13 protein-coding genes are annotated in these 16,550 nt (G+C 64.3%); 9 read left to right on the forward strand and 4 right to left on the reverse strand.

Features of this window, described 5'->3' with window-relative positions:
• Window positions 1-4: 4 nt before the first annotated feature.
• Window positions 5-925, reverse strand: a complete 921-nt coding sequence (locus tag NKI54_RS08110) for a bifunctional 5,10-methylenetetrahydrofolate dehydrogenase/5,10-methenyltetrahydrofolate cyclohydrolase (RefSeq protein ID WP_352691091.1) — start codon at window positions 923-925, stop codon at window positions 5-7.
• A 266-nt stretch (window positions 926-1,191) separates the two neighbouring features.
• The gene (locus NKI54_RS08115) at window positions 1,192-1,926 is read right to left on the reverse strand and encodes a L,D-transpeptidase (protein ID WP_352472683.1); all 735 of its coding nucleotides are present in this window, start codon (window positions 1,924-1,926) and stop codon (window positions 1,192-1,194) included.
• A 222-nt stretch (window positions 1,927-2,148) separates the two neighbouring features.
• Between NKI54_RS08115 and NKI54_RS08120 the strand changes: the two genes are divergently transcribed.
• The gene (locus tag NKI54_RS08120; protein ID WP_352634621.1) at window positions 2,149-2,784 is read left to right on the forward strand and encodes a DNA-3-methyladenine glycosylase I; all 636 of its coding nucleotides are present in this window, start codon (window positions 2,149-2,151) and stop codon (window positions 2,782-2,784) included.
• A gap of 4 nt (window positions 2,785-2,788) precedes the next feature.
• On the opposite strand, the gene NKI54_RS08125 is transcribed toward NKI54_RS08120, so the two are convergent.
• A complete protein-coding gene (locus NKI54_RS08125) occupies window positions 2,789-3,040 on the reverse strand; it encodes a hypothetical protein (protein WP_031213141.1) in 252 nt (83 codons plus the stop codon).
• Window positions 3,041-3,396: 356 nt separating this feature from the next.
• Here NKI54_RS08125 and hisS point away from each other — a divergent pair, with 356 nt between their 5' ends.
• The 8 genes from hisS (at window position 3,397) to NKI54_RS08165 (ending at window position 15,694) form a co-directional block, all read left to right on the forward strand.
• A complete protein-coding gene (hisS, locus tag NKI54_RS08130) occupies window positions 3,397-4,956 on the forward strand; it encodes a histidine--tRNA ligase (RefSeq protein WP_352634619.1) in 1,560 nt (519 codons plus the stop codon).
• A gap of 171 nt (window positions 4,957-5,127) precedes the next feature.
• Window positions 5,128-6,249 carry an ATP phosphoribosyltransferase regulatory subunit gene (locus tag NKI54_RS08135; protein WP_352634617.1) on the forward strand — a complete coding sequence of 374 codons (1,122 nt, stop codon included), beginning with the start codon at window positions 5,128-5,130 and terminating at the stop codon, window positions 6,247-6,249.
• Window positions 6,246-6,947 (forward strand): ATP phosphoribosyltransferase, encoded by a 702-nt coding sequence (hisG, locus tag NKI54_RS08140; protein ID WP_352634615.1) that lies wholly within the window; start codon window positions 6,246-6,248, stop codon window positions 6,945-6,947. Before NKI54_RS08135 ends, hisG begins: the two co-directional genes overlap by 4 nt.
• Window positions 6,948-7,354: 407 nt before the next feature.
• Window positions 7,355-9,121 (forward strand): AMP-binding protein, encoded by a 1,767-nt coding sequence (locus NKI54_RS08145; RefSeq protein WP_352634613.1) that lies wholly within the window; start codon window positions 7,355-7,357, stop codon window positions 9,119-9,121.
• Window positions 9,122-9,180: 59 nt separating this feature from the next.
• The gene (locus NKI54_RS08150; protein ID WP_352634611.1) at window positions 9,181-10,284 is read left to right on the forward strand and encodes a calcium:cation antiporter; all 1,104 of its coding nucleotides are present in this window, start codon (window positions 9,181-9,183) and stop codon (window positions 10,282-10,284) included.
• 627 nt (window positions 10,285-10,911) lie between these two features.
• A complete protein-coding gene (locus NKI54_RS08155) occupies window positions 10,912-12,018 on the forward strand; it encodes an efflux RND transporter periplasmic adaptor subunit (protein WP_352634745.1) in 1,107 nt (368 codons plus the stop codon).
• Window positions 12,015-15,218, forward strand: a complete 3,204-nt coding sequence (locus tag NKI54_RS08160; RefSeq protein ID WP_352691093.1) for an efflux RND transporter permease subunit — start codon at window positions 12,015-12,017, stop codon at window positions 15,216-15,218. The genes NKI54_RS08155 and NKI54_RS08160 overlap by 4 nt, the downstream gene beginning before the upstream one ends.
• Before the next feature lie 155 nt (window positions 15,219-15,373).
• Window positions 15,374-15,694 carry a hypothetical protein gene (locus NKI54_RS08165; protein ID WP_352691095.1) on the forward strand — a complete coding sequence of 107 codons (321 nt, stop codon included), beginning with the start codon at window positions 15,374-15,376 and terminating at the stop codon, window positions 15,692-15,694.
• On the opposite strand, the gene NKI54_RS08170 is transcribed toward NKI54_RS08165, so the two are convergent.
• The gene (locus NKI54_RS08170) at window positions 15,630-16,271 is read right to left on the reverse strand and encodes a peroxiredoxin-like family protein (RefSeq protein WP_352691097.1); all 642 of its coding nucleotides are present in this window, start codon (window positions 16,269-16,271) and stop codon (window positions 15,630-15,632) included. The genes NKI54_RS08165 and NKI54_RS08170 overlap by 65 nt on opposite strands.
• Window positions 16,272-16,550: the final 279 nt, after the last annotated feature.

The following is a 16,550-nucleotide window of genomic DNA, read 5'->3' on the forward strand; positions in this document are numbered from 1 at the left end:
TCGCCTACTCCGCCGCCAGCCTGTCCGCTATGCCGTAGGTGGCCTGGTAGCGGGCGCGCTGGCGGCTGAGCGCTACCATCGTGTTGCGCAGCAGGATCGCCACCGTGATCGGGCCGACGCCGCCCGGCACCGGCGTGATCCACGACGCGACATGCCTGACGCTCTCGGCATCGACGTCGCCGACGATGCGGCTCTCGCCGTCCGGCCCGATTTCCGAATTGATGCCGATATCGATGACGGCGGCGCCCGGCTTGACCATGTCGGCCTTGATCAGCCGCGGTTTGCCGACCGCGACGAACAGTGCGTCGGCGCGGCGTGCGTGTGCCGCCACCGAACGCGTCATGTGGTGACAGACGGTCACCGTCGCGCCTTCGCTCATCAAAAGGAAGGCGATCGGCTTGCCGACGATCTCGGAATGGCCGACGACCACCACCTCGAGCCCCTTGAGGTCGAGGCCGGTTTCCCTGAGCAGTTCGACCGAAGCGGCGGCGGTGCAGGGCGCCAGGTCGAGCTGGTTGTAGACGATGTTGCCGATCGAGGCCGGATGCATGCCCTCGACATCCTTGAGCGGATGCACCGCCGCCTGCAGCGTCTTGATCGGAATGTGCACCGGCACCGGCCGCTGGATGATGATGCCGGTGACGCGCGGGTCGGCGTTAAGCCCGTGGATTGCCGCTTCCAGCTCGCCGGCGGTGATGTCGGCGCGAAAGCGCCTTTCCTCGAAGCCGATGCCGGCCAACCCGGCCTTGGCGCGCTGGTTGCGGACATAGACGTCGACCGCGGCGGTATCGCCGACGGTGACCGACACCAGCTTGGGCGGAAAGCCTTCGGCGGTGGCGATCGCCGCGTCCTCGCGCACGCCGGCGATGATGCGTTGGGCAACCGGGCCGCCTCTGAGATAGCGGCTGTCATCGGAAAGGGGCATCGGGATGGGCCTTTATCTGGATTTTAGCCGCCACATAGCAAAGCAACCGCGAAAAGGCAGCGCGAAAAGCGAACCGCCATGCCGGTCGCGCGACGTGCCGGCGAAATCTTCCCGTCAATTCTTGCTGGCGTTGGCGGAAACAAAAAGGGCAGCACGGCTTGCCGCGCTGCCCTTTCGTGACTGGCCGCATCCCCACACGGCCCGTCCCCCGTTATTCAATGCTCCCGAGGCTTCTGAGCAGAATCATCGGTGAGGTCAACCGCAGATTACATCACTACAACCGTCGTGCCAACATTGACCCGCTCGTAAAGGTCGACCACGTCCTCGTTGCGCATGCGGATGCAGCCCGACGACACCGCGCCGCCGATCGTCCAGGGCTGATTGGTGCCGTGGATACGGTACTCGGTCGAGCCGAGATAGAGCGCGCGTGCGCCGAGCGGGTTTTCCATGCCGCCGGCGAGATAGGTCGGCAGATAACGGCCCTTGGCGGCTTCGCGGGCGATCATCACCGCCGGCGGCCGCCAATCCGGCCAGACGCGCTTGTTGGTGATCTTGTGGGTGCCGGACCATTCGAAGCCCGGCTTGCCGGTGCCGACGCCATAACGCCGCGCCTTACCGTTCTTCCCGACCAGATAGAGGAAATTCTCTCGCGTATCGATGACGATCGTGCCCGGCTTCTGCGGGCCGTCATAGGCGACTTCCTGCGGCAGATAGATCGGGTCGATCTGCGGCCGCATCACCATGCGCTTGGCCGGCGCCTGCACCGCTGCGGTGCGCAGCTGATCGGGTTCGGCCAGCCGCCGGTAGCGCCGTTGCGGCTGCGCCTCTTGCCGGCTCTGCCGCACGATGCCCGGCGCATGGCCGAGCTGCAGCACCCAGGGCGCCGAAAGATCTGGGCTGACCACCACCGGCGGCCTCTCGGCATAGCGGTCGTTGGCATTGGCGGCACCGGCCGCAAGCACGGCCGCGGCGCCGAACAGTGGGAACAAGAATGTCTTCATCGCAACGCACCTTGATCGTCGAACATGCCGGGGTGCAAAGCCTCCCCGATTTCGCCGACATTGGGCGCGAAGCGGCAACCGAAACATGAATCGGAATGCGTAAAATGCCGATCTGTCAGTAAAGCTTTTGGTGTGGTTACCGCCCGGTTCAGGAATCTGGTAAAGCCGCGGTAAAGCCCGCGTCAAAACGCGTTAACGCCAAGACACGAACGGAATTCCGCCATGGATGAAAAGACAGGTCTGCTTGCCGGTCCCGACGGCATCGCCCGCTGCTTCTGGCACGGCAACCTGCCGGATTATCTGCACTACCACGACCACGAATGGGGCCGGCCGGTCGCCGACGACCGCCGCCTGTTCGAGAAGATCTGCCTCGAAGGTTTTCAGTCGGGCCTGTCCTGGCTGACCATATTGCGCAAGCGCGACAATTTCCGCGAGGCGTTTGCCGGCTTCGATGTCGACAAGATCGCCGCCTTCACCGACGCCGATGTCGAGCGCCTGCTCGGCAATGCCGGCATCATCCGTCACCGCGGCAAGATCGTTTCGACCATCAACAACGCCAAGCGCGCCCGCGAACTCATCGACGAGGCCGGCTCGCTGGCCGCCTGGTTCTGGAAGTTCGAACCCGGCCCCGACGAGCGGCCCGAGATCGTCGACCTCGCGCATTTGCGCGCCAATCCGACGACGGCCGTCTCGGTCCGCATTTCGAAAGAGCTGAAGAAGCGCGGCTGGAGCTTTGTCGGCCCGACCACCGTCTACGCCTTCATGCAGGCGATGGGGCTGGTCAACGACCATCTCGAGGGCTGCGTCTGCCGCGAGCCGGTCGAGGCGGAACGGAAAGCGTTCAAGCGGCCGAAATAGCGGCTCAGGCGCCGCCGGCGCCGGCGAGGAAAAACCCGGCAAGGATGGCCGCCAGCGCGGCGAACACCGGATAGATCACCAGCAGGCCGGTCATCAGCACGTCGCGCATCGTCGGTCCGCTGCGCTGTTGCGCCGCGATCTCGAACGGTCCGGCGATTTGCTTCGTCTTCGGCGCATAACCATCGGCCGGCCGCAGCCGGACCGAGGCGTCGCGTGCGCCGCTATCGATGATGTCGAACTTCTGTAGCGTGGCCATGGCCCCGAGCCCCTTGTTTCGGCGCGCTTATCGGCCCGGATTGTGTCGGCACGATGCCGCGCGCATGGCGCAATTGTTTCAGCTTCTTTTTCGCCTTTCCTTCTCCCCTTGTGGGAGAAGGTGGATCGGCGCGCAGCGCCGAGCCGGATGAGGGGTGTTGGACGGAGTGCCGTCATAGCCAAGCTGGAACACCCCTCATCCGACCGAGCTTCGCTCGGCCACCTTCTCCCACAAGGGGAGAAGGAGAGGCGCAAACCCTTGCCGCTCCCGGCTGCATCGGTTAGGACACCCGCGCCGTGGAAATCGGTCATTTAACCGATCCCCGGAAGCGCCACGAAACACCGAGTACCCATCCCATGGCCGACAAATCCGAAAAGATGAAAGCGCGCCTGCCGCGCGGCTTTGTCGACCGCGGCGCCGACGATCTCCGCGCCGTCGAGAAGATGATGGCGACGATCCGCTCGGTCTTTGAGCTCTACGGTTTCGAGCCGGTCGACCAGCCGCTGATCGAATACACCGATGCGCTCGGCAAATTCCTGCCCGACCAGGACCGGCCGAACGAGGGCGTGTTCTCGTTCCAGGACGATGACGACCAGTGGCTGTCGCTGCGCTACGACCTGACCGCGCCGATGGCGCGCTTTGTCGCCGAGAATTTCGAGCGCCTGCCGAAACCCTATCGCAGCTATCGCTCCGGCTGGGTGTTCCGCAACGAGAAGCCGGGCCCCGGCCGCTTCCGCCAGTTCATGCAGTTCGACGCCGACACGGTAGGCACGCCGGGTGTCGCGGCCGATGCCGAGATGGCGATGATGATGGCCGACGTGATGGAGGCGCTCGGCATCAAGCGCGGCGACTACGTCATCCGCGTCAACAATCGCAAGGTGCTCGACGGCGTGCTGGAGGCGATCGGCCTCGGCGGCGACGAGAACGCTGGCCGCCGGCTGCAGGTGCTGCGGGCGATCGACAAGCTGGACAAGCTGGGCGTCGAGGGGGTTCGTCTGCTTTTGGGCGCCGGGCGCAAGGACGAGAGCGGTGATTTTACCAAGGGTGCCGGGCTGGGTAACGCTCAAATCGATGTTGTGATCAGCTATTTCACGGTCATGGCGCAGCATGATCCCGAACAAATTGTCCAGACACTGGGATCTATCACCCCAGGGCTCAGCAATCTTGTCGAGGAAAGGAAACTCGAACATCTCGGCATAACGAATGCCTCGTTTGTTGAGGGTCTTGCAGAGTTGGAGCAGATAAGAACCATGGTCGCACAAAGCGGCTACGGTGAGGATCGCATTCGCATCGATCCCTCCGTCGTGCGTGGCCTCGAATATTACACCGGCCCGGTCTACGAGGCCGAGCTGCTGGCCGAGATCCCCAACGAGGACGGCCAGATCGTGCGCTTCGGCTCGGTTGGCGGCGGCGGCCGTTATGACGGTCTCGTCTCGCGCTTTCGCGGCGAGCCGGTGCCGGCGACCGGTTTTTCCATCGGTGTCTCGCGGCTGATGACGGCGCTGAAGAACCTCGGCAAGCTCGATACTTCCGATGTCATCGCGCCGGTCGTCGTGCTGACCATGGACAAGGATACGGAAAGCCTCGGCCGCTACCAGAAGATGGTGGCCGAGCTGCGCGCCGCCGGCATCCGCTCGGAAATGTACCTCGGCGGCGCCGGCATGAAGGCGCAGCTGAAATATGCCGACCGTCGCGGCAGCCCGGTCGCCGTCATCCAGGGCGGCGACGAGCGCGCCAAAGGCGAGGTGCAGATCAAGGATCTGATCGAAGGCGCGAAAATGTCGGCCGAGATCGCCGACAACGCCGAATGGCGCGCCGCACGACCGGCGCAGGTGACCGTGGTGGAGAGTGAGCTGGTTGCCGAAGTGAAGAAGATACTGGCGGCGCAGGCCGAGGAGCGGGCGCGTGGCAAGTAGGGCGCCGCTTCCTTCTCCCCTTGTGGGAGAAGGTGGCCGAGCGAAGCTCGGTCGGATGAGGGGTGTTCCAGGGAACGCCGACGCCTCATTTCTTCCGGCACCCCTCATCCGTCTTGGCGCGTCGCGCCAATCCACCTTCTCCCACAGGGGGAGAAGGGAAGGTGGCGTTTTATGACCTCCCGCTACCCCGCCATCGCATCCGACATCACCAAGCTCTTCGCCGCGCGCAACACCCATGCGGTCGAGGTTGCCGTGCTGCAGCCGGCCGATCCGTTCCTCGACATGGCTGGCGAGGATTTGCGGCGCCGTATCTTTCTCACCGAGAGCGAGACCGGGCAGACGCTTTGCCTGCGGCCGGAATTCACCATTCCGGTCTGCCTCGACCACATTACCAGCCAGGCCGGCACGCCGCGCCGCTATTCCTATCTCGGCGAGGTGTTTCGCCAGCGCCGCGAGGGCGGCAACGAGTTCTTCCAGGCCGGCATCGAGGACCTCGGCGACGGCGACACGGCCGCCGCCGACGCCCGTTCGCTGGCCGATGCGCATGCGCTGCTTTCGCTGGTGCTGCCCGGCCGGGAGCTGGCGGTGACGCTCGGCGACCAGACCATTTTCGAGGCGGTGCTGGCCGCCCTTGGCCTGCCGCGCGGCTGGCGCATGCGGCTGGCGCGCGCCTTCGGCTCGGCGCCGATGCTGGAGGCGGCGCTTGCCGACCTCGCCAATCCGCCGCGCAACAGCCAGCTTGCCGGCGTGGTCGCCGCGCTTGTCCTCGACGGCGATCTCGACGGTCTTTCGGCGCATATCGCCGGCGGCATGGAAGAGGCCGGCCTGTCGGCAACGGCCGGGCGTTCGCCGTCCGAGATTGCGCGGCGCCTGATCGAGAAAGCCGAACTGCGCAGCGTACGGCTGTCGAACGAGGCATTCGCGGCACTAAAGAGTTTCCTGGCCATCGACGTGCCGCTCGACAGCGCCGCCGGAGCGCTCGAACGTTTTGCAGCCGATGCCGGGCTTTCACTGGGGGCTGCGCTGGAGAATTTTGCGGCCCGCGCCGCGGCCATCGAAGCCCTCGGCCTGCCGATGTCTGAAATCAGCTACGACGCCGCCTTCGGCCGGCCGCTCGACTACTACACCGGCCTCGTCTTCGAGATCGCGGCGCAGGATGGCGACCGGCCGCTCGCCGGTGGTGGCCGCTACGACCGGCTGCTGACGCTGCTCGGCGCCAAAACGCCGATCCCCGGCGTCGGTTTTTCCGTCTGGCTCGACCGCATCGAGGTGCTGCGGGAGACGGCGCCATGATCACGCTGGCGCTGCCGTCGAAGGGCCGGCTCAAGGAGCAGGCGCTGGAGGTGCTGGCCAAGGCCGGGCTTGCCGTCAGCCTGCCCGGCGACGAGCGCAAATATCGCGCCCGCATCGACGGCCTTGACGGCGTCGAGATAGCGTTCCTGTCGGCCTCGGAGATATCAGGCGAAATCGGCCAGGGCTCGGTCGATCTCGGCATCACCGGCGAGGACCTTTTGCGCGAAAACCTCGCCGATTGCGAGGCGCGCGCCGAAATCATCGCCCGCCTCGGTTTCGGCAATGCCGATGTCGTCGTCGCCGTGCCCGACATCTGGCTCGATGTCGACACCATGGCCGACCTCGACGACGTCGCCGCCGATTTCCGCCAGCGCCACGGCCGCAGGCTCAGGATCGCCACCAAATACTGGCGCCTGACCCAGCAGTTCTTTTCGCAAAAGCACGGCATCCAGGTCTACCGCATCGTCGAAAGCCTCGGCGCCACCGAAGGCGCGCCGGCAGCCGGATTGGCCGATATCGTCGTCGACATCACCACGTCAGGCGCGACGCTGCGCGCCAACCATCTCAAGGTGCTGGCCGACGGCGTCATCCTGCGCTCGCAGGCCTGCCTCGTCGCGTCGCGGAAGCAGCGCGAGGCGGCCGACGAGGCGGTGTTGCGCGATATTGCGGCAAGGATGGCATCGGTGAATTCAGGCTGACGTCGCCAATCTCCCCCCTTGAGGGGGAGATGTCGCCGAAGGCGACAGAGGGGGTCGGTACGTCTTGACGCGACTCTCCTAACGGACAGAACAGGCAGGTGCTCCACGCGAGACGACCCCCTCTGGCCTGCCGGCCATCTCCCCCTCAAGGAGGGAGATTGGCAGCTTGGCCGCTGGCACCGACCTGAAGCGATTTTCTTGACGTACAGCAATTTTGTTCTTGCTTTGTGCCGGCAGCTATGCTACTAATGTCGCTATGGTGCCAATTGGCCCCGAAGCCCGCCCGCCGTGGCGGGTTTTTTATTTTCGGCGCCATCCCTCACGTTCGAACCCCAACCGTACCATCGACGGGATTTCCACTACCCCGCCGGGCTGATAGGCTCGTTCTGTCTGCGGAGGACACGGCGATGCCGATCAATCTCGACGAGTTGAAGAATGCCAGCAATTTGCGCTCCAAGCGCGATGGCGGTTCGTTCATTGCGCCGGTCGACGGCACGGCGCATGTCTCGGGCGAGCGCAGCGTGCCGCTGCTCAACCTGACGATCCCGGCGCTGTTTGCCGATACGGTCGGCAAATACGGCACGCTCGATGCCGCCGTCTTCGTCGAGCAGGACAAGCGCTTTACCTGGGAGGAACTGTCGGAGACGGTCGATGCGCTGGCCGCCGGCTTCCTGGCGCTCGGCCTCGAGAAAGGCGATCGCGTCGGCATCTGGTCGCCGAACCGCTGGGAATGGCTGGTGACGCAATTCGCCACCGCCCGCATCGGCCTGATCCTGGTCAACATCAACCCGGCCTATCGGTTGGTCGAGCTGGAATATGCCTTGAACAAGGTCGGTTGCAAGGCGCTTGTCACCGCCGCCAAATTCAAGAGCTCCGACTATCTCGGCATGATCGAGACGCTGGCGCCGGAGATCGCCAAGGCCACCCCCGGCAAGCTCGACGCCAACAAGCTGCCGGCACTGAAGACAGTCATCCGCATGGACGAGGAGAATTCGCCGGGCATGTTCAATTTCGCCGACGTGCTGGCGATGGCCGGGCGCGACGAGCATGACCGGCTCGACCGCATCTCCGACGGGCTGAAACCCGACGATGCCATCAACATCCAGTTCACCAGCGGCACGACCGGCGCGCCCAAGGGCGCGACGCTGACCCACAACAACATCGTCAACAACGGCAATTTCGTCACCTCGGCGATCCGGCTCACCGTCGACGACCTGCTGTGCATCCCGGTGCCGCTCTATCATTGCTTCGGCATGTCGATGGGCACGATGGGCTGCGTCACCAAGGGCGCGACCATGGTTTTCCCGAGCGAGGGGTTCGATGCGGGCGCCACCCTAAAGGCGGTGGCAACGGAACGCTGCACCGCGCTTTACGGCGTGCCGACCATGTTCGTCGGCCTGCTCGACCATCCGGATTTCGCCTCCTTCGATCTCACCAGCCTGCGCACCGGCATCATGGCCGGCTCGCCATGCCCGATCGAGGTGATGAAGAAGGTGGTGTCGCTGATGCATATGGCTGAGGTGACCATCGCCTACGGAATGACCGAGACCAGCCCGGTCTCGTTCCAGAGCAGCGTCGACGATCCCCTGGAAAAGCGCGTCTCCACCGTCGGCCGCGTCCATCCGCATGTCGAGGTCAAGGCCATCGACGCCGAAAGCGCCACCGTCGCGGTCGGCGCGCCGGGCGAGCTCTGCACGCGCGGCTATTCCGTGATGAAGGGCTATTGGGACGACGAGCAGAAGACCCGCGAGGCCATCGACGCCGACGGCTGGATGCACACCGGCGACCTCGCCACCATCGATGCCGAGGGCTATTGCAACATCGTCGGCCGGGTCAAGGACATGGTCATCCGCGGCGGCGAGAACGTCTATCCGCGCGAGGTCGAGGAGTTCCTCTATCGCCACCCCAAGGTCAAGGAGGTGCAGGTGTTCGGCATTCCCGACCCGAAATACGGCGAGGAGCTGTGCGCCTGGATCGTGCTCAAGCCCGGCCAGATCACCACGGAGCAGGAGATCAAGGCTTTCTGCGCTGGCCAGATCGCCCATTTCAAGATCCCGCGCTACATCCGCTTCCGCACCGAATTGCCGATGACGGTGACCGGCAAGCCGCAGAAATTCCTGATGCGCCAGGCGATGGTCGATGAACTGGGATTGGTGACGCAGAAGACGGCGTGAGCGGGGGCGCGCTTCGGGCTTCGTCAAGGTGCGCAGGGGGCTTGCGCAGAGGGGGCTGAATGAGTGGTTTCGCAAGATCGGCGGTTTCCTACGGCATGCCGTTGGCCGCGCTGGCGATGGCGGTCGCGGTCAGGGCCAGCGGGGTGTCGGTGGACGAAGGGTCGCTGGGCACCAGGATATTCATCGGCGCGCTGTCGAGCGCGATCATGTTCATCACCATTTTCGTGGTGCTCGACCACGCCGAGGCGGTGGCTAGGCGGGTGGGCGAGCCGTACGGCACGTTGGTGCTGACCATCGCCGTGACGGCAATCGAAGTGTCGATCATCGTTTCCATCATGCTGCACGGCGCGAACAACCCGACGCTTGCCCGCGAATCCGTGTTCTCGACGGTGATGATCACGTCGACCGGCGTCGTCGGCATGTGTCTGACGTTTGGCGGCTGGCGCCATCGCAAGCAGGCGATCGTCCGCCAAGGGACCAGCGCCTATCTGGCGGTGCTGGTCGCGCTGAGCGTCATGACGCTCATTCTGCCGACCTACACGCGAACCACCGATCCCGGCACGTTTTCGGCCGCCCAACTTGGCTTCGTCAGCGTCCTTTCAGTGCTGCTCTATGCCGGTTTTCTGTTCGCGCAGACTGTCCGCCACCGCGACGATTTCATCGACGGGCAAGCGCATGGCGCCGCAGTGCGAACCGACGCTCACGAAAGCGTCGCCGCCGGCGCTCTGCTCCTGCTGATCGGGCTGATCGGCATCGTCATGCTGGCCGAGCAGGTCGCCGCCAGCGTCGAGGACGCGCTCGTCGCCTACCAGGTGCCGCAGGCCGACGCCATTGTCGGCGCGATGATCGCCGGGTTGGTTCTGATGCCGGAGGCGATCTCGGCTGTTCGCGCCGCACTCAGCAACGAGCTGCAACGCGGCCTGAACGTCGCCATGGGTTCGGCCTGTGCCACAATCGGCCTGACAATACCGGCAATCGCTGCCGCCAGCCTGCTGACCGGAAGAGGCCTGACCCTGGGGCTGCCGGCGACCGACACGGTGCTTTTGGTTCTGGCGCTCTTCATCTGCAATGTAAGCTTTAGCACCGAGAGAACGACGTTCTTGACCGGCTTGGTGCATCTGGTGGTGTTTTTTACTTGGGTGTTTTTGATATTTGTGCCGTGAGGGTTGGGGGGGAGGTGGCAAACCACTATCGACCGGTTTTCGAACGAGCGGTCATCCGTTTCCGCATTGAGTTGCGAAGTAGGCGAGCCGCAGAAGTTCCGGATGAGGCGATGGTCGAGAATTGAGAGTGGTGACAGCAAAGACGGCTTGAGGGGTGGGCGCCAATTTGTCTCCTTTGCGCCGTGGGCGGACGCTTAGCACCAAGGCCTTGAACGTCTCGATCTGCAGCCGATTGCGGAATGGCGGCTTTAACGTTTGAAGAAGGATTGCGGACGTTCAGCCCGACGGGACCAAGATCTGCTCCCGGGTCTAGCCGTCCCGTCTCAATGGCGTCCCGGACCGCCCGGTGGATCTGCGTTGCCAGTGGCGGGTGGCGGGGCAGCCACAGGGTGGACATTTCAGCCGACATGGAAAATGATCATGTTGCCATGCACAACACTGCAGTGCTCTGATCTCGACGAAAAGCCTGAGCGTAGAAGCGGATCAACCGACCTCCGGGTCCAGCGAGCGAGGACGCAAATGGACACCCCAGAGAATGGGCAATTGCATCGCGACGCGGGCGGGCGACCCTGTCGATCGGCCGGCTGGCTTCCCCGCGCCGCCGTGTCGGCGGCATTCCTGCTCGGCATGGCTTTCAGCAGCACTGCGTTTGCGCAGGACCAGCAGCTACCCGTGGTGACAGCGGCCAAGCCGGTGGTCCGTGAAATCGTCGAAGACGACGAGTTCGTCGGGCGCTTCGAAGCCGTCGACCAGGTCGCCATCCGTTCGCGCGTCAGCGGCTATCTGGACAAGGTCAGCTTCCAGGACGGCGCACTGGTCAACAAGGGCGACCTGCTCTTCACCATCGACGAGCGTCCGTACCAGGCGGCTTATGATGCCGCCAAGTCGCAAGTGGACGTCGCCAAGAGTCTGCTCGAATTCTCCAAGATGCAGCTGGATCGCGCCGACGAACTCGCCAGGACCGGCAATATCTCAACCGCGACGGTCGACGACCGCCGGCGGGAATACCTTTCAGCGCAGGCGCAGATGCAGGGCGCGACGGCTGCGCTGACGACGGCCAGCCTGAACATGGAATTCACCGAGATCAAGGCGCCCTTGTCCGGCCGCATCGACCGCCGGCTGGTGTCGGTCGGCAACCTCGTGCAGCCGGATTCCACCTTGCTGACGACCATCGTTACGCGCGATCCGATCGACTTCTATTTCGACATCGATGAGCGCCTGTATTTCAGCTATGCCCGCGACGCGAAGGAGCGCGGCGGCAGCATGCAGGAAGGCGCCGGCGGGCTCGAGGTGGTGGTGCGCGTCGCCGACCGCGCGGAGGCGGTATTCAAAGGCAAGCTCGATTTTGCCGAGAACCGGATCGACAACGCGACCGGCACCATGCGGGTGCGTGCAAGGTTTCCCAACGCCGATGGCATTCTCCAGCCAGGCATGTTCGGGCGCATCAACGTGCCGGGGTCGCTGCCGCATAGCGGCGTGCTGGTGCCCGACGAGGCGATCGGCGCCGATCAGGATCGCCGCATCGTGTTCCTGGTGGATGAGGCCGGGATGGTGTCGGCGAAGCCCGTGCGCACCGGCCCGCTTCTCGACGGCTACCGGGTCATCCGCCAGGGCCTGACCGGCGACGAGACAATCATCGTCAAAGGGCTGATGCACGCCAGGCCCGGCACCAAGGTGAAGGTCGAGATGGTGACGTTGCCGCCCAAGGCCGAGACCGCCGAGTTGCAGCAATGAGGTTCGCACATTTCTTCGTCGACCGTCCGATCTTCGCATCGGTCGTTTCGATCGTCCTGCTGATCCTCGGCGGGATTGCTTATACCCAGCTGCCGGTCGCGCAATATCCCGAGATCGCGCCGCCGACCATCGTCGTTCGCGCGCAGTATCCGGGCGCCGACGCCGAGACGGTCGCAGCGACGGTGGCAACGCCGATCGAGCAGGAGATCAACGGCGTCGAGGGCATGCTCTACATGTCGTCCTATTCGTCGGGCGACGGGGCGATGGCGCTGACCATCACCTTCAAGCTGGGCACCGATCTCGACCAGGCTCAGGTGCTGGTGCAGAACCGCGTGTCGGTCGCCGAGCCGCGCCTGCCCGAAGAAGTCCGCCGCCTCGGCATCACCACCACCAAGAGCTCGCCCGACCTGATGATGGTCGTGCACATGCTGTCGCCCGACAATACCTACGACCAGCTCTACGTCTCGAACTACGCCCGCTCGCGGGTGCGCGACATACTGCTCAGACTAGACGGCGTCGGCGACCTCATCATCTTCGGCGAACGCGAATATTCGCTGCGCATCTGGCTCGATCCGGAAAAACTGTCCGCCCTGGGGATGACCTCGGGCGATGTGGTGCAGGCGCTGCGCGACCAGAACGTCCAGGTGTCGGGGGGCTCGATCGGCGCGCCGCCGACCAGCACCGGCACGGCGTTCCAGTACACGGTCACCACGCAAGGCCGCTTCAACGACGCACGCGACTTCCGATACGTGATCGTCAAATCGACCGACGACGGCCGCCTGATCTCGCTGCAGGACGTGGCGCGCATCGAGCTCGGCGCCAAGGATTACGTCACCAACTCCTATCTCAACGGCAAACCGGCGGTGGCGCTCGCCATCTTCCAGCGGCCGGGCACCAATGCGCTCGCCGCAGCCGCGGAGATCCAGGACAAGATGAAGGAGCTTTCCCGCGACTTCCCGAAGGGGTTGAGCTACGACATCGTCTACAATCCGACCGAGTTCGTCGCCGAGTCGATCCAGGAGGTCTACAAGACGATTCTCGAGGCGATGCTGCTGGTCATCATCGTCATCATCGTCTTCCTGCAATCGTGGCGCATGGCGATCGTGCCGATCGTGGCGATCCCCGTGTCGCTGATCGGCACGCTGGCGGTGCTTTACGCCGCCGGCTTCTCGCTCAACATGCTGACGCTGTTCGGCCTAGTTCTGGCGATCGGCATCGTCGTCGACGATGCGATCGTCGTGGTCGAAAACGTCGAGCGCAATATCGCCAGAGGGCTGGCGCCCAATGCGGCGTCGCACCTGACCATGGACGAAGTCGGAACGGCCGTCATCGCGATCTCGCTGGTGCTGATAGCCGTGTTCGTACCGACAGCCTTCATCCCCGGCATTTCTGGGCAGTTCTATCTGCAGTTTGCGATCACTATCGCGGTGTCGACGGCGATCTCGGCATTCAATTCGCTGACGCTTTCGCCGGCGCTGGCCGCACTGCTGTTCAAGCCGCATCACGCCGCGGCGGCGCCGCCGCGCTTTTTCCTGGCGCGGTTCGGACGGGCGCTCGCCGACGGCTTCAATCGCGGCTTCGACAGGGTCGCCCATTGGTATTCGAGCATCATCCGCGTGCTGGTCGGCTCGTGGATAACGATCGCCGCCATGCTGGCCGTTTTCGCGGCCCTCATCTACGCCACGGTCTACATGGTGCAGTCGGTGCCGCGCGGTTTCATTCCGTCGCTTGACCAGGGCTATGCGATCGTCGTCATCCAGTTGCCGGACGGCGCTTCGCTGTCGAGGACCGATGCGGTCATCCAGCAGGCGTCGCAGATCATCCAGAAAACGCCAGGCGTCGACTACGCGGTCGCCTTCGCCGGCTTCTCCGGCGCGACGTTCACCAACGCCAGCAACGCGGGCGTGATCTTCGCCAGGTTCAAGCCGTTTGACGAGCGACTGAAAGCCGGCCAGTCGGCGACCCAGGTCATCGGCAATCTGTTCGGCAGCCTGCAAAGCATCAAGGAAGCCTTCATTATCGCACTGCCGCCGCCGCCGATCCGCGGCGTTGGCAATGCCGGCGGCTTCAAGCTGCAGATCCAGGAGCGCAACAGCGCCGACATGCGGCAGATCCTGGCGCTTGCCAACGAAATCGCCGGCAAGGCCAACAAGACGCCGGGGCTGACGGGTGTGTTCACCACGTTCTCCGCGTCGAGCCCGCAATTCTTCCTGGCGATCGATCGCGACAAGGCGCGCATCCTGAACGTGCCGATCCCCAACATCTTCGAGGCGCTGTCGATCAATTTGGGCACCGCCTACGTCAACGACTTCAACGCTTTCGGGCGCGTCTACCAGGTGCGGGCGCAGGCCGACCAGGCGTTCCGTCTCGATCGCGCCGACATCTTGAAACTGAAGGTGCGCTCGGCGACCGGCGCGCTGGTTCCGCTCGGCACGTTGGTCGAGATCCGCGACGTCACCGGCCCGGCGCTGGTCCAGCGCTACAATATGTACGTTTCGGTGCCGCTGCAGGGCAACGCCGCGCCCGGCGTTTCCACGGGCGACGCGCTGGCATTGATGGAAGGGATCACGGCTAAGACGCTGCCGGCCGGTACCTCCTATGAATGGACCGAGCTCGCCTATCAGGAGCGCAACACCGGCAATGCCGCTGTCTATATCTTCGGACTGTCGGTGCTGTTCGTGTTCCTGGCGCTGGCGGCGCAATATGAAAGCTGGGTGCTGCCGTTCGCCATTGTGCTGGTGGTGCCGCTCGGCGTGCTCGCAGCGTTGCTCGGCGTGTCGTTCCGAGGGCTGGACAACAACATCCTCGTGCAGATCGGCCTCATCGTGCTAATCGGGCTTGCCGCCAAGAACGCGATCCTGATCGTCGAATTCGCGCGGCAGGCGCAGGAACGCGGCCTGTCGGCCGCCGAGGCTGCCGTCGAAGCCTGCCGGCTCAGGCTGCGGCCGATCCTGATGACCGCCTTCTCGTTCATCCTCGGCGTCGTGCCGCTGATGATCGCAACGGGCCCGGGCGCAGAAATGCGGCAGTCGCTCGGCACCGCGGTATTCTCCGGCATGCTCGGCGTCACCTTCGTCGGCCTGTTCCTGACGCCGGTGTTCTACGTCACGCTCAGGTCGCTGTTTTCACGGCGCAAGCCCCGTGCCGAGGCCGAGCCTTCGGGGCCGGCAGAGGCGCCATCGGAGACGGCCGCCGAGTAGGGTTACGAATTCGCCGCGTCGGGCGCGGCTTATCACTCCAGAAAATCGGCGCGGCGCGGCAACGGCCGCGATCTGCGCGATCTCGGCGTCGAGGTGCGGCGGAGACCCTGCTCGGTCTGATCCAGCCTAACAGCCGCATCCAGTTCAGCGAGACGATGCCGGGCGGCGAGGCCAATGCGATCTTCTATCTGGTCGACCGGGCGGGGCTTGAGGGCGCAACCGCGACCTCCGGAGTCCTCGCTTGCGATGTCTGCTTTCAGGACGCGGAGAAGCTGATCTCTACGGCCGAGATCGGGCGCGAAGCGGTCATCCACGATCTTCAGGTTTTGACCCAGGACGGCCTTTCCCCGGTAGTGAGCGGAAAGGGCGCGATCGTCGAGCGAGTTGTCAGCCGCCTATTTCCGCAGCCCATTAATGTGCAACTTGGGAAGCCGCTGACATCAATTCCTCCGGATTCGGCGCCTTGGGGGTATTGAGGCCAGCCTCCAGAACTTCAGTGAAGCTCCAGCGTACAATGCCCCCTCGGTCGATGAGAAACTGACCAACCAGCAGCTCCTTAGCGGAAGCCATCATCTGCTGATCGGCTTCCGTAATCTCATACCCCTCCTTCTCGTTGAGCAACTCGTTTATTGCGATGGGGTCCATAGGCTCGGGCAACTCACCCGGGAGATCGATACGGATCCCCATGACCTTGTCCATCCCGATCTCGCGCAAGCCGAAAGCACGGTGCGAGGCCCGCTCCGGGTCGGACGCGGCGAGAAGATCGGGTGTCGGATGGTAACGGAAATAGAGCCGTGCCCGCTCTACCGGCGTATTGACGACCGCCAGGCATTCGACGCCTTTCTCAGCCAGGGCCGGCTTGAGTTGCGCCATAGCCGCGACATTGCGCCGGCAGAACGCACAGTGCAGGCCTCGAAACAAGCCGATCAACAATGGGCTACGACCTCGAAAATCAGTGAGCGCGATTTTGCCTTCGCGGGAGATCGCATCGAGAATAATATTCGGCGCCCGGTCGCCCGGCTGCAGCGGGCGTTCGACATTACTCGTGGACATGGACAACCTCCTCGCCCCGGATAAGCACACCCAGCCATCCGGAGTTGAGTCCGTGCTGGGGGACGCCAGGGCAAAAATTGCTTTCGACCTTTGCCATGTTGCCGAGGTCGAGATTACGCGCGTTGCAGGTGCATCATAACACGAAAAAGCCTCTGCGGGTCGCCTGTTTCGCGAGCCGTCGCGAGCGCTGTGGTAAACAGTGTATCGTCTCATCCGTGCCATGGGACGACACAGCGGCGGGACCGATTGGATATTCACATGCTTGCGGTGCTCAAGTCT

The organism is Mesorhizobium sp. M0663 (assembly GCF_040320585.1).
GTDB lineage: Bacteria > Pseudomonadota > Alphaproteobacteria > Rhizobiales > Rhizobiaceae > Mesorhizobium.

Excerpts from the sequence above, each read along its gene's own strand:
- NKI54_RS08110 (WP_352691091.1), bottom strand. The coding sequence starts at position 925 with ATGCCCCTTTCCGATGACAGCCGCTATCTCAGAGGCGGCCCGGTTGCC.
- NKI54_RS08115 (WP_352472683.1), bottom strand. The coding sequence starts at position 1,926 with ATGAAGACATTCTTGTTCCCACTGTTCGGCGCCGCGGCCGTGCTTGCG.
- NKI54_RS08120 (WP_352634621.1), top strand. The coding sequence starts at position 2,149 with ATGGATGAAAAGACAGGTCTGCTTGCCGGTCCCGACGGCATCGCCCGC.
- NKI54_RS08125 (WP_031213141.1), bottom strand. The coding sequence starts at position 3,040 with ATGGCCACGCTACAGAAGTTCGACATCATCGATAGCGGCGCACGCGAC.
- hisS (WP_352634619.1), top strand. The coding sequence starts at position 3,397 with ATGGCCGACAAATCCGAAAAGATGAAAGCGCGCCTGCCGCGCGGCTTT.
- NKI54_RS08135 (WP_352634617.1), top strand. The coding sequence starts at position 5,128 with ATGACCTCCCGCTACCCCGCCATCGCATCCGACATCACCAAGCTCTTC.
- hisG (WP_352634615.1), top strand. The coding sequence starts at position 6,246 with ATGATCACGCTGGCGCTGCCGTCGAAGGGCCGGCTCAAGGAGCAGGCG.
- NKI54_RS08145 (WP_352634613.1), top strand. The coding sequence starts at position 7,355 with ATGCCGATCAATCTCGACGAGTTGAAGAATGCCAGCAATTTGCGCTCC.
- NKI54_RS08150 (WP_352634611.1), top strand. The coding sequence starts at position 9,181 with ATGAGTGGTTTCGCAAGATCGGCGGTTTCCTACGGCATGCCGTTGGCC.
- NKI54_RS08155 (WP_352634745.1), top strand. The coding sequence starts at position 10,912 with ATGGCTTTCAGCAGCACTGCGTTTGCGCAGGACCAGCAGCTACCCGTG.
- NKI54_RS08160 (WP_352691093.1), top strand. The coding sequence starts at position 12,015 with ATGAGGTTCGCACATTTCTTCGTCGACCGTCCGATCTTCGCATCGGTC.
- NKI54_RS08165 (WP_352691095.1), top strand. The coding sequence starts at position 15,374 with ATGCCGGGCGGCGAGGCCAATGCGATCTTCTATCTGGTCGACCGGGCG.
- NKI54_RS08170 (WP_352691097.1), bottom strand. The coding sequence starts at position 16,271 with ATGTCCACGAGTAATGTCGAACGCCCGCTGCAGCCGGGCGACCGGGCG.